Origin of the sequence: Anaerobiospirillum sp. NML120449 (assembly GCF_023051105.1) — a bacterium.
In the GTDB taxonomy this organism is placed as follows: Bacteria; Pseudomonadota; Gammaproteobacteria; order Enterobacterales; family Succinivibrionaceae; genus Anaerobiospirillum.
In genome coordinates, this window is the sequence record NZ_JALKIL010000001.1 from 273,362 (window position 1) to 287,319 (window position 13,958).

Genomic DNA, 13,958 nt, shown 5'->3' on the forward strand with positions numbered 1-13,958 from the left:
TATTAACTTTTTTATTTCATTATGACCATGCAATTAAATAGACACGCACAGAGAAACACTTATCCTACTGTTCTTGCTACGATAGAAACTACGGCAGAAAATCTGAGCTATTCAACATACTCAGAGGAACGTTTTTTGAATTGTGAGAAGATTCTTAAGTCGTTTGAAAGTCAAGAAAATTCCTACTCCTATGATCGTCTAAATAGCCCCTCTACTTCTTTCTTCGACGCTGATAAGGGCGATTTAATGCCCTCTACTATATCCTCCCAGCTTCCTGTCGATAAAGGCCCATGGATTTCTTTCGATAAATTAGAACAAATAAATAGAGAGAAGCCAATACAAAACTTTGAAAACGTTCCAACACATAAAATTTTCAACCCTGAAACTGGAAAGACATTAAATCTTGTTGGCATTCAAGATTTAGATCTTGAATATACAAAAGTGTCTGAAAGAAAACAGGATACTTTTACCGAAATTCACAGAACAGTTCAAAGTTATTATCCGGATTTTAGACCTACAGGCGATCGCCTCTCTGCTACCGGCGCGGTTCAACAATTATATAAATTAGGCGACGTAAATCAAAGCTTATTACCTATTGAAGATTCGGGAATTCATGAGTTACCGAGATATCAACAAAAAATCGCTCATATATTAGCAGCCTACTATGCTGCTGAAAAACTCGGACTTCCCGTAACAAAACAAAATAGATTTAACACATATGACAGGTTTAACGCAGCCGGATCAGAAACTTTATTAACAGACACTGTAAGATCATTACTCAAGGACGGTGTCGTTTCAAAGGATCAACTTAAAGTCGCAAATTATTATGCCCAGAAACTTGCTGATGTTCATGTCAAGCAAGTCAAAGAGATTGGGGCTTTAAATAAATCCAATGTCAAAGATGTCAAAGATGTCAAAGATGTCAAAGATGTCAAAGATGTCAAAGATGTCAAAGATGTCAAAGATGTCAAAGAGTCAATAGCTGATAAGTTCCAGAAATACATCAATGCAGCTGTAAAAAATACAATCCAAATATTCCCAAAGCTGGTTGAAAAAGTTGCATATGTTTTAGAAGCACCGTATAGAGATTTTCAGAAACTCGCTGAAAATGGTCCAGGGAAAAACGCTAATACAAAACAAGAAAAGACCAATGATGTGAAGAAAGGTATGGAACGTTAATATTCTGACCTCACGTCGCTCATCATTCGTGTGTTTTATTCCTCAATTAACGTCAGCTGCCTAATAGGGCAGTTGCTTTACCGTTAGATTGTACTTAACAGTGTAGTCATATGTTCAATAGGGCCTTTCTGCCCTATTTTTTTTGGATTCAACAGATGAAATATGTATGGTGCTGCTTCCCAGCTTTATCCCGACGAGTGAGTGCAGGCAGTGAAGTTTGATGCAGCTGGTGCCACGGAGAGGCCTGTAGGCAAGAATGAGCTCTGCAGCAAGAGCTGCACATAGTCTTACGGGGAGAGGGCCATTTAAGACGGGGGATAAAGTCGCTGATACACTGGACGGGAATTCGGCAACAATACACCTCTTTCCCGTTGGCCCTAAGATGAGCCTTCATTAAGTTAAGGCTGCTGTTGATTAAGCTTGCCTGGCTAAAAGCATAAGGAGGGTGTGCTGCTGCAGATTTAGCTGGCGGGAAAAGAGAAAGTTTGGGGTAGCTGGTGCTGCTTCCCAGCTTTATGCTTGTGCATTAAGCACATACATGGAAGATAAGGAGAGATATAGACTCTCCACCATACTGACCACACGCTGTGCGTGGGGAAGCCGATTCTATCTGTTTTATCTAAGGAGTTAGCTTTTATGGACCATAAAGTTAAAGATGAATACTATCGCATTTATAAGTTACATAAGCTTCATTACCAAAACTACTTTGGTGACGAATACTATAAAAATGAAGTCTATGTTCGCCTTGCTAAGGAAATCATGGACAGCTATGAACTTCCCGACATATTGAAAGAAACTCCTGCATATAAATCATTTCCGAACCAACTCTTTGATGACATGTTAAAAACAAATGTCAGAAATAAAGTCATGGGTAATTTATTTGTTCCTAAAGGTCTCTTCTTTAATGCGACGTTGGACTTGGTTGGTGAATACAAGAAAAACAACAAACTGGACAGCTTTATACTCAAAATAATGCCTGTCACTCGAGGAACAGAAAACTCTCCAAAGAAAGAAAAAATAGCAGCCGCGATTAGATCATGGGAGGCAATTTCTTCTAAATTAATACGTGAAACAACAAAAGACTATATGGTAGCCGTTTTTGGCAAAGATCTTAGCAAACCTTTTGAGAATATTGATCGTGATAGAGCTACCTCACAGATCGAAGAAGCAAAAAAGAATTTAAAGCATTTTTCTGAAGCTCTTCGAATCGCAGGACATTTCTCTACGCTTTTCGACCATGAACCATCAATTTCAACAGTTATTAATAACTTTATAGAGGTTCCAGACATGGAATCATTAAATAAAATAAAAGATTGCTTTGATAGTATTAATCCTGACACTTTTATAAACGGGTACTTCACCAGCTTTATGAATAATCCTTGCCCATTTGATGTTAGTAGGGTTAGCGATCAAAAATATCTTTCTATCCTGGAGACTACCCTGCAGCTAAATACTGATGATTTTTTTAATTCTCGGGCATACCAAAACTTAAATAAGATAACGGAACTATGTTTTAAGGACAATATTTATTATCAACACCCTTTGATACCGGAAGTATGGGAGCATAACAAAGATGCAATGAACAGAATCACAAGCAACATTGATAGCGCATGCCTCCCCGTAGAGTTAAAAAATTATATTCGCGAATTTGCAAAAAACCCCTCTCGAGAAGCTTTTGTTGATACTGCCTATTACATTGAATATAAGCTGGATAATAAACTGATCAAGGATAAAATCAAGAATTCATTGGATGATGATTATAGCTCTGTACCAGAGTACTGGGTTAAGTGTCATAAGGGTTTTAGCTCAGCTCTCCAAGTTTTATCTGCTTTCAAGAAGCTGGCTCAGTCAGATATGCGTGTATATGGAGCCATGGATAGTTTTTCCAATATAAATAAGGCCGAAAACGAAATAAGCACATCATATAGAGGTTTAAGGGATGAACTTACTTTATTAGCCCATGATCTTCCTGGCAGTCTTGAAAATCTTTTCAATAGTAATTTAAAGGACCCAAATGACTCCACAATATTTAGAAGCTTAGATGGATTCTTTGAGAGTTGCAACTCGGCCTTATTAAAGATCACGACTGGAAGAGAGGCTTCAGATATGAGTAAGGATTCATCTTTTGGCGATCTGGCAAAAGCTATTGTTAAATCACTCTCAGAAAAGAAGATAAAAACAAAGAATGTCACCCCTGAAAAGGATGAGGTTGCAATATGCTCTAAGGGAAGGTGATCTTTTCTTGACTGAATTGATTTTAGGCATAGCCTCATGAGAATAGACCTCTTTCCCGTAAGCCCTAAGATTATTAAGTTAAGGCTGCTGTTGATTAAGCTTGCCTGGATAAAAGCATAAGGAGGATTGTGCCGGATTGGATGGTAAGCGGGAAAGAGTGTTACCAGGCGGTAGGTAGAGCCCCTTCATAAGGTGTCAGAAGCTGCCGGAAAGTCGCCCTCCTTCCCGCAAGCTATGATTAGTTTCTTCGTAAGATCTACCAGGAATACCAGCAGCAGTGCAGATGGGCACAACACGGCATTCTGCTGGCTACGCAATTAGACAAACTTAAACTCCGGTATAAGCGAGCAACAGTATTTCCCCCATGCACTCATCACTTTATTTCTTTCCATAACAAGAGTAGATCTGTCATAAGCTCCCCGTAATGGGTCGTTCCGTGAGTGAAGCAGGCAAATTTCTACTGCCTCTTGGTTAAACTTACTTAGATTACCCAGTTCATCACTCTTACTCCATGTCTTAAAAGTAGACCTTGCTGTTCCGTGCTGAGTTATTACCCTTGGCCTCCCAGCCTCATCAAGACAGTTTTTGTCTACAAAAGGTTCAAGACCTTTTCCTGTCTGGGCTTTATTCAAGTTAAGAATCAACGATCTGAAAGCATTGTCTGACAGACAGTTTTTATTGGTCTTCTGCTTGAAAACAAAGCTATCGCTATCAGCGCCATCTGCAAAGAACGACTTGTTAATGTGTTTTGCAAGCGCTACTGCTTGCGGAGAAAGAATAATAGTTCGTATTCTGTCCTTTACTTTTGACTTGTCGTTCTCAAGAGGTATGTGCCAAAGACAATTGTCAAGATCAAGCTGCTTCCATGTAAGCATCCTTACTGCTTGAGATCTTGCAGCAGTAAGTATCGAAAAAATAAAGCACATAGCTGATATTGAGCCATTCTCCCAAAGAACTTTGACGAAGTACGGTATCTGCTTAAAATCAAGACAGGGATTGTGCCCTGAACTTGCTTTCCTCTTCCTATAAGGAGCCATAAGAGTCTTTAAATGACTCTTAAACATAAGATCATCGTAGTAATTGTTCGCAGTTGCCCAGTCAATAAAGTTGATGATAAAGTTGTAGAGTTTGCTGCTTAGACTTGCATGCTTTGACCAGATAGCCGAAATGCAATTATTAAAATCCGTAGCCTCAATACTGCTAAGAATTGTAGATGGGTCTATCTTATTGAAGATGTGATTTTTAACCATTCCCTTTCTTTCAGAATAACCACGTCTATTGTTTTCAAAAGCCTGCATTGCTTCTAAATAGTCAAGATATTCGTATACAGCAGCTTCAATTGTTATTATTTTGCAGGTATTACTATTACTCTCTTTATTCTTCGCCTTAACAACATCATCATCAGCGTTGCTGGCAATACTTCTTACCTGATCTAATTGATACTGAGGATTTCTATTGCTTCTATTGGAAAAATATAGCTCTTGTCCATGAAGAGATTGCTCCATGCTTAGAATGTCGGTACGAAACCTTGCATGATTTACCTTCTGCAGGATCTTAGGATCCAAGCCCTTATCAAGACAGTCCTGGTATTTGTAAGCGTCATCAATTGCCGTTTTTATATCTATATGATGAAAGTTACCGATTTTGATATAAGATTCTTTATTATCAAACTTGTATCGAAAAACATATGTTTTTCTTGCTCCTACAGAAGAGATTCTTATTGAAAGCCCAGATACATAACCAATGGCAAATGTCCCGCACTTATCCATATTTTTGATGTCTAAATACGAGAGTTCTGTAGCAATTTTTGGCATAATTGATTGACCTCTTCACTAACTGTGCTAATATACAACTTGACGCAGTACGTGAATCTAACATGCGCCTGACAGGCGCATGCCAAAAGCTTGATGCATCCGATACAAGTCAGGAAACATCTGTCTTTTCTCCGCGTTGAAAGCGCCTGGCGGGCGTATATATTACATGTTTGTAATTCTTTGATCATGAACTGTTCTCCTGGAATCAGCGGCACAGACAGGTGTCGCTCTAGCTCTTTTCCTTGGGGTAACTCTCAAAGAGTTTATGAAACATTTCAGATCATCTCGAAGAGATGGCATCATATCGTCAATAGAGATATACCCTTGAGAAAACATTATAACAACAAGGGATGTTTCTAAAGTTGGCTCCCGCTTAGAGTTAAATATTTTATCTAAATGACTCTTCTGGATCCCACAGCAGGCTGCCAATTTCTTTCTGGTAGGAACATCAAGTTCTTTATACCAGTTTGTGCATTTAATAACAACCATAATAACCCCTTTAACTCTGTTCCATGGTAGAATAGTGCCATCAAGGATAAACTTGGTTAAAGCTTTAGCAGATTATCCACTGTATAATAGTTTTTTTAAATAAAAAAGACTGATCTTTGTGATGAAGTTAAATTTCTTCTTAATATTCACAAATAAGTCAGTCTTTTTTTGGAAAAAAAAGGGATTTTATTATGGGCCGTCAATCGTGTATCCAGCACCACATCTGTGATTTACATGCGGTTTCCTGCATACCTTCCTTTCTGCTGTTCACCTTTTCGATATCCAACTGAGTATCCTTACCACCAGTTTACACAAAAGCAAGTATCCTCATCAAGACCATCATGTCAGCTTTGCGCTGCCCGCTGAGCGTCCCCCTGTTTATGGCGCCAACTGCGCTGCCCCTGAGCACAGCCAGCCAATCGAAAAGCCAATAGGCCAGCGCCGCTCTTCCCTATCGGCCAGTCAGCTACTCACATTGTCATGTATTGCTTATCTGTATGAGACTGTACGGTAATAGATCATTCCTGTAAATAAGCTGACCGCATCCCTCTTCTGCTCCTTACATGTCTGCACCTGGCAGCCGTTGCCCCGCAGACCATTCTCTTTCTTGCCGCCCGATCCCTGGTTGCTTATTTATTGTGGGAGCGAGCTGACTTATCTGCGTCTGGTGCGGCATAACGCTTAGGGTATGTCAGAGCCTGCACGAACATGGGCCAAAGCAGGGGCTGGATCGTCACTGCATGGAGTGTAAACAGGTGCTGGGATTTGGAGTGTGTCAAAGCAGCTTGTACATGCTAGCCGACGATCCGTGCATCCGACCTGCCATCCGTTTATCTGTCCATAAGTCAATTCAGTTGGCCATACATGCAGCACTGTGGTAAGTCGTAAGGCCTGATGGGCCTAAAGTCGTTCGGCTGGCAGGGATAGTCCAGCTGTTTGTGTTGCCTCTTTATTTACAAGGTGTTCAGCTACATGAACGGGGCTGATATATAGATGAGCTAAATGGCCGGAGCCCGGGCTGATTGTTTACATTTATGTGGTTGTTCAGGGAAATGTCGGGCAGTGATGTAAACAAAATGTTGGTGTCTGGCAAAGGCCGGGAATTGCTGCAAACAAAAGGTTGGCGTCTGGCAAAGGCCTGGTATTGCTGCAAACAAAAGGTTGGCGTCTGGCAAAGGCAGAGTATTGCTGCAAACAAAAGGTTGGCATCTGGCAAATGCAGAGTATTGCTGTAAACAGAGTGTTGTCAGCTGACGAAGTGCTGGAGTGATGTAAACAAAATGTTGGCGTCTGACAATGGCCGGGTATTGCTGCAAACAGAATGTTTGGGGCTGGCAAAGGCCGGGTATTGCTGCAAACAGAGTGTTGTCAGCTGACGAAGTGCTGTAGTGATGTAAACGGAGTGTTGGCAGCTGGCAAAGACTGGTTGCTGTCATAGGCAGGTCGATTTTGGGAATTCCCGTTATTCACCGGACTTCCATCCGATGTATGGAGTCAACGCCTTGACCGGTGCTGCCCGTATTGACTGGCCATTGCCTGGTGGGAAGAGTGCGGGGAGTTTGAGGTGAGTGAGATATATGGGAATTGGTAAATGCTGTCAGAGGATGTAAACAGCATGTTGCGGATCGGTCCTGAGAACATGATTGTTCATCGACAGTTTTATGGCTTTAAATAGCTTATTCAGGGCAAAAGCTGTGTTTGGGGCTCATATTGATGAACCTGGTGCAATATTTGGGGTGGGAGAGCTGTTTTTTCAGTAAAAATGTAGGGGCTGAATGTAAACGATGTAAATTTTTTTTACAGACAGGCTCAGCAGGATGAGCCAGTGGCAGGAGTCTGTAAATGGCTTATATTAGGGGGTTCTCTGTTATCCTGGTATTCAGGCAGTAATGGTTTTAAGACCATAGTTTTTGCCTGTTTATTTTTATTTTTATATCTCGTTTACACGCTTTCAGTGAATCTTAATACACATTATATATGTGCTTTTCTACAATGCACTCACTAGCTAAACGCTAACCAATGCTAGAGCAAATGAGGCCTTGGTGTTCATTTCTCACATGCTGTAAAGGGCTGCAGACTTCTAACTCAGTCTGAGCAGTCCGGCACCTGAGGGGCCTCTTTTTTCTTTAGCAGAGCTAGTTTGTCGTGAGCCTGCTTGCTGTCAGTGGTAACTGCTCTGTGCGTAGACTTTGCAGTCAAACTTCATGATGAGCGGCAGGACGTTCTTCAGCTCTCAGCTCGCGGCTTCCTTGTCATAGTACACCCTCCTGAATAAAAAATTTCATTTTCCCCTCAAAATTATTTATCTAGGCACTCGCCATCCATCCCTTATATACCTTTTTTTCTTACACCTTTCCCATACAAATCGCATTGTTCAAAATGTGTCATTCTCATCTCTATATTTACAAATGTATCGTTTTGAGCTGCTGACGCAATTTTCCCTTCTGTATACATACATAAAGTGCTAAAGTGCCTGTTTCCTTTGGACCGTTCCTGGTTGCCTGCTCATGACAGGCTGCTCCCCACGGCGGACTGTTTGAGAGCCTGTTCAGTGCAGTACATTCCAGTACAGTACAGATACCATTATTGCGATACTCAACTGTTCACTGCCTCATCCATCCTGTTTATATTGTTTGCATCAGGCTTACCTGAGCGGGACAGTCGTTGTCGTTGCTGTTGCCGCTGCCGTTGCCTGTGGTCTGTTTGCACAGATGTCTAAGGGCTCTCTGTTCCGGGCGGGAGGCGCTTGTTGCCCGGCTCAGAGCTGGTCTGTGGTTTAAGTGGGGTAAGCGGGCCGTCAGGTCATATGTTTTCATGGAGTGGAGTGTGTAAATACAGCGTTATCAGCTCGTGCTGTGATGTTCGCAGTCCCGGTGCTGATTGTGCTTAACAGGTACTGCCTTTACAGGGTATGTGGCTGACCTTATTATGTGGTCATAAGTATCCTTTGAGGCCGCAGTTAAGGCTCAAAAGGAGCAAAGTGTCAGGCCTGTCTCAGGTCTTTGCCTGACCTTGTCTGCCTGTAGTGGCACTGTAAGGCCCGCCCATGCAGGCGCAGGGGCAATTCCCAATGACTGATTCCATGTCAGCTGCCGCCGCTGTCTGTGCGGTCGCAGGGTATGATGGTCGTGTGCCCTGTGTGGCTGGGGCGGGCCTGAAAGATACGGATTTTTATACAGAGGTGATTATGTCATTCAGCGGCAGGAACAAACGTCCTCAGAACCTCGAGGAACTTAAGCTCAGAGAGCTTGAGCAGATGGAGGCCGGTGCTGTACGTCCTGCCGATATTGATGACTCTGATGACTTCCGCATTTCCGATATGGATGATGCCTACAGCTGCCTTATTCCGGCCGGCAATTTTGCAGGTCCGGCTGACCAAAAGGGAGCTGAGTGCGTGTCTGCCGGTCAGGGGATGAGTGATGGATCTGTCAATGGAGATGGTTCACAGGGCTCCATGAAAATGAGACGAGACAGGGCTGAGGCACTGTCAGACAGTGATAATGACTATGCTGGTGCCGGTAGTGATGATGCTGCGGGATATGGGGACGGGGGAGATGATTGCGGATCTGCAGACAGCGATGACTCCCAGGGGGCCAGCATCATGCCGCGCCGTAATGAGCGTGGCAAGCTCAAGATCTTCCTTGGTGCGGCACCGGGTGTAGGTAAGACCTTTGCCATGCTCTCTGAGGCTGCTGAAAAGAGCCGTCAGGGCGAAGATATTGTGATTGGCTGGATTGAAAATCAGAACAGAGCTGATATTTCCAGTCTGGTCAGCAATTTTGAAATCATCGAGCGCATGAAGGTCAGCGCCAACGGCTTTGCCTACGACAAGCTGGACATTGCACGTATTATCATGCGCCGTCCTGATACTGTGCTCGTTGATGTTATGCCTGTCACCAATCCGCCTTATTCTGTGCATAAAAAGCGCTGGCAGGATATAGATGAGCTGCTTGATGAGGGCATCAATGTCTACTCCACTCTCAATATTGAGAATCTGGACAGTATGAAGGATATTGTGTCCCGTGTTACCGGTATTGAGGTAGCTGAGACCGTTCCTGACAGCATTTTTGATCGTGCCGATGAAATCCGCCTTGTCGACTTTACTCCAGATGACCTCATTGACCGTCTTAACTCAGGCAAACTGACCATGACCGGGCCTCTGGAGAAAGCCCATCACAATTACTTCAAGAAGAGCAACCTCATTGCCCTGCGTGAGCTGACCATGCGAATTATGACCTCACGTGTGGACAGTGATGCCAAGCTCAGCCGCCATATAACACCTCACTCATCAGTACGTGACACTAATTTCGGCCTGCTGCTGGTTCTTGAGTATGTAACTGACTTTGATGCCATACGTCAGGCTGCCCGTATTGCCCATACTCTTTCCGGAGGCTGGCACTGCATATGGGTTAAGAAAAATGAGCTGAGCTCACGTGAGCGCCTTGCCATCAATGAAATGCTTAACTTTGCCCAGTCACTTGGTGCTGTTACCGATACTGTAACCGGATCCTATGCTCAGGCTGTCAGTGGCTATGCCCGTTCGCATAATCTGTCCATTGTGGCCATTATTCCAGCGGGAAAGTGGCGTTTTTCCCGTGTGTCCCGCTCTCTCAAGGAAATTGCCCCTGAGCTGAGCATTCTTTCTCTGGCCTATCAGGTCAAGGTGCCCCCACTGCTGCACCGCTTTACCAGTATGTTCCGCCGCAGTGACGGCCGCAGTATGGGTATATGGCAGGTGCTGCTGGGCAATCTCGTTCTCACAGGCATATTCTACCCTCTGTATGGCATGGTACACCGTACCAACTTTGCCATGGGCTATATGCTGCTAAGCTTTTACTTCTCAGTACGCTACGGCACCATTGCAGCCTCGCTGTCGGCCTTTGTTTCCATCTTCTTCTTTGACCTGTGGATGGTAGAGCCACGCGGATCGCTCATTGCCCGTGATATTCAGTATTTCTGGTCATTCCTGGTAATACTGATTGTAAACATGGTTGCTGCCCGTCTTATTTCTCACCGCCAGGAAATGACCTTTGAGGCCAATATGCGTGAGCAGCAGACGCGCATGCTCTATGAGGCTGCCCGTAACATGGCCTCAGTAGTGGATGAACGTGCTGTATTCAATATCATGACCTCAACCATGCACTCCAATCTGGGCATTGAGTGTGAGTTCTGGAGCTACCATGAAAAGGATCAGACTCTTACCCGCCAGCAGGCCCGTCTTGATAATGTTGATGAGAAGGTAGTGCACTGGTGTCTGCAAAACAGAAAAGAGGCCGCATTGCTGCCTGATCTGAATTTTACCTGGCCTGGCAACGAAAGAGTGATGCCACCGCTGCGCGCTGACGACAACAATATTTACCTGCCTCTGGTCATTCCTACAGCTGTGTTGGGCGTGGCCGTGTTGCAGCTGCCGGTAAGAGAGCGCTGGTCGGATCCGGGCACTCAGCGTGTGATTCTGGCTCTGATGAGTCTTACCGCTCAGACACTGGAGCGTCTGAGCTCAGTGGAGGAGTCACGCCAGACATTGATGAATATGGAGGCTGCCCGTCTGCGTACCTCACTGCTGCAGTCTCTGTCTCATGATCTGCGTACTCCGCTGACATCGCTTATGAACAATGCCGAGACTCTGCTTAACCGCATCCGCAAACAGGATATGACCGCAGCCGAGATGGAGGCCCGCGAGCTCGTGGACAGCTCCCAGCGTATTGTTACCCTGATGAGCAATCTCATTGAAATGGCCCGTCTGCAAAATGATTCGGTAACCCTCAAGAAGACCTGGATCCCGGCTGATGAGCTTATAGGCATGGCCAAGGCCACACTCAAGGACAGACTCAAGCGCTATGAGGTAAGCACAGCCATTGATCCTGAGTGTCCGCTGTTCTATGGCGATCCTGTACTGCTCGAGCGCGTGCTGGCCAATATCCTTGATAATGCCACCAAGTACTGCCCAGAGGGCTCAAAGATTGTCATCAGCGCAGCCCTCAAAGATGGCAGAGTGACCATGGCCATTTCAGACAATGGTCCGGGCCTGCCTGATGATGGCTCAGCCAGCAGGATCTTCGATCCTTTCAAACGTGGCCAGAAAGAAAGCCATGTAGCAGGTGTTGGTCTTGGTCTTGCCATTGTTAAGACCATTGCCAGTGTCCACGATGCTGAAATCACGGCATCACGCTCAGACATGGGCGGTGCCTGCTTTACCCTGGCTCTGCCATACGTGGCTCCTCCAGAGCTTGATGACGAGGATCTCATGCTCAAAAAGATTGAGGCCTCTGGTGATGCCGACATAGACAGCCCGCTCAGCAAACAGCCATCAAAGACAGCAGCCTCAGCACCATCCACCACCGCCGCATCATCTGACGCTGCGGCAGCCGCTTCTGCCGGAGCAGCCAGTGATGTAATGAGCACCGATGACCCTGATGATGTTGCTCTTATGAGCATGAGCGCTACAGATGACTCGTCAGCTGCAGTCACAGATGTGCCATCTGAAGCTGCACAGGCTGCAGCCCGTGCCGCCCCTGAGGCCGCCGGTGGCGGCCCTCGCAAGAAAGGTAAGTGGGACGATATCATCATTGGTTAGGCAAAGACAGCGTCCCAGCAGGAATTCAGCCTTGCACTGCTCCATGCCTCCCTCAATGCATCCTGACATGCTTCCCGCCTTGCATTGACCAGATGCTGCCTGCACAGGAGCCTGTGCCCTGACCTTTGCTGTGCGCTGACGCTGCTTCTGCTGAAGCTGTATGGTCCCATAGCGGCACCGTCAGCAGCATCAATTGACTGGGCGTCCTGCCTCCATGCCTTAAGCACAGATGAAGCTCTATGCCATAAGTAAAGCATGAAAGATACATGATCTGAACAGGCGTGAGGTATAAGACATCCAGGCGCCATCCATGCGCCTGGCATGCGACAGATCTGCACGGCACTGCATACTGAAAACTGCAGGGCTGATGAAAGCAGGGCCGGGCTTTGTGCCGTAAAGTTGAATTTCTCTGTGAAATAGCCGTGTAAGTGCTGCTGGTCGGGGCGTACAGTGTGATGAGCTTTGAGAATTAGGCCTTAAAAGTGTTTTGTCGGTGCAGGCGGCTTTAACAAAAGTCGACTGACGTGATACATTACAGGGGCTGCACCAGCATAGCCCGTGAGGCCGGAGCTGCTGTGGCGTGATTAATCTACTGCTCAGGAGACAGGCTTATGAGCGCTACTATTCTGGTTATTGAAGATGAAGAGCATATTCTCAAGACTTTATACACCGTGCTTACGGACGAGGGATATACAGTCTACACTGCCAGTACCCTTAAACAGGGCAATATAGAAGCGGCTACCCGCACCCCTGATCTGGTAGTTCTCGATCTTGGTCTTCCTGATGGCGATGGTCTCTTTTTAATCAAGGAGCTGCGCAATTACTCCATGGTGCCTATTATCGTGCTCTCCGCCCGCTCTGATGAGCAGCAGAAGGTGCAGGCCCTGGACAGCGGCGCTGATGATTATGTAACCAAGCCTTTTGGTATTTCCGAGCTGCTGGGCCGTATCCGCGTACAGATGCGCCGTCAGACCATACTCAAGGAGCATACCGACAATTCCATTATCAACCTGGGCACCAACGTAACTGTTGATACCGTTAAGATGATCGTTACCAAGAACGATCAGATGGTGCACCTGACCAAGATTGAAATGCGCCTGCTTACAGCAATGATTGCCGAGAGTAACAAGGTACTGACCCAGCGCTACCTTATGCAGCGTGTCTGGGGCGCCGAATATGTAGAGCACCCTCACTATCTGCGCATTTATATGGGCCGTCTGCGCGCCAAGCTCGAAGATGATCCATCCACACCGGCCATTCTTATCACCGAAACAGGTGTAGGCTACCGCCTGGTCATCAACTGATAACAGCCCAGGCCCCTGCAAATTACCTGACCATGCCAGACCTGCACAGCAGACCTGCAAAGCAGGCCATACCAGGCCATGCCTGGCAAAGGCACGCTGTGGCTATCCACAGAGCGATCCTGTACCGGCACAAGACCAGTGCAGAAACTGCAGTATGGCAGTACCTGATGGAGCCAGACAGATCAGCATGATAGCGCGATCTGCAACTGCGTCAGATTGAGTTAATGCATGGCAGGCCTGATGAGAGTGGAAGCGCCAGTGAACATGACAGCATGGCGCAGGACAGATAACCGCCCGGCATATGCCGGGTTCATTTTTATGGCAGTTGCCGCCGTGGGATTACCTGATGAGTTCAGGTTG

6 protein-coding genes are annotated in these 13,958 nt (G+C 45.7%); 4 read left to right on the plus strand and 2 right to left on the minus strand.

Going from position 1 to position 13,958, the window contains the following annotated elements; translation table 11 throughout:
• Positions 1–21 precede the first annotated feature (21 nt).
• On the plus strand, positions 22–1,179 hold the full coding sequence (locus MXE41_RS00730; protein ID WP_247099024.1) for a hypothetical protein: 1,158 nt from the start codon (positions 22–24) through the stop codon (positions 1,177–1,179).
• 636 nt (positions 1,180–1,815) lie between these two features.
• Entirely contained in the window at positions 1,816–3,414 is a 1,599-nt protein-coding gene (locus MXE41_RS00735) for a hypothetical protein (protein WP_247099025.1), read from the plus strand.
• Between the two features lie 317 nt (positions 3,415–3,731).
• Here the strand turns inward: MXE41_RS00735 and MXE41_RS00740 are convergent, their stop codons facing one another.
• Positions 3,732–5,228: an integrase family protein gene (locus MXE41_RS00740; RefSeq protein ID WP_247099026.1), complete on the minus strand. Its 1,497-nt coding sequence runs from the start codon at positions 5,226–5,228 to the stop codon at positions 3,732–3,734.
• 162 nt (positions 5,229–5,390) lie between these two features.
• The gene (locus MXE41_RS00745) at positions 5,391–5,717 is read right to left on the minus strand and encodes a helix-turn-helix transcriptional regulator (protein ID WP_247073968.1); all 327 of its coding nucleotides are present in this window, start codon (positions 5,715–5,717) and stop codon (positions 5,391–5,393) included.
• Between the two features lie 3,187 nt (positions 5,718–8,904).
• Here MXE41_RS00745 and MXE41_RS00750 point away from each other — a divergent pair.
• Together MXE41_RS00750 and MXE41_RS00755 are read left to right on the plus strand one after the other, a co-directional pair.
• On the plus strand, positions 8,905–12,294 hold the full coding sequence (locus MXE41_RS00750) for an ATP-binding protein (protein WP_247099027.1): 3,390 nt from the start codon (positions 8,905–8,907) through the stop codon (positions 12,292–12,294).
• A 611-nt stretch (positions 12,295–12,905) separates the two neighbouring features.
• Positions 12,906–13,598 carry a response regulator gene (locus MXE41_RS00755; protein WP_246978417.1) on the plus strand — a complete coding sequence of 231 codons (693 nt, stop codon included), beginning with the start codon at positions 12,906–12,908 and terminating at the stop codon, positions 13,596–13,598.
• The last annotated feature ends 360 nt before the right edge of the window (positions 13,599–13,958 follow it).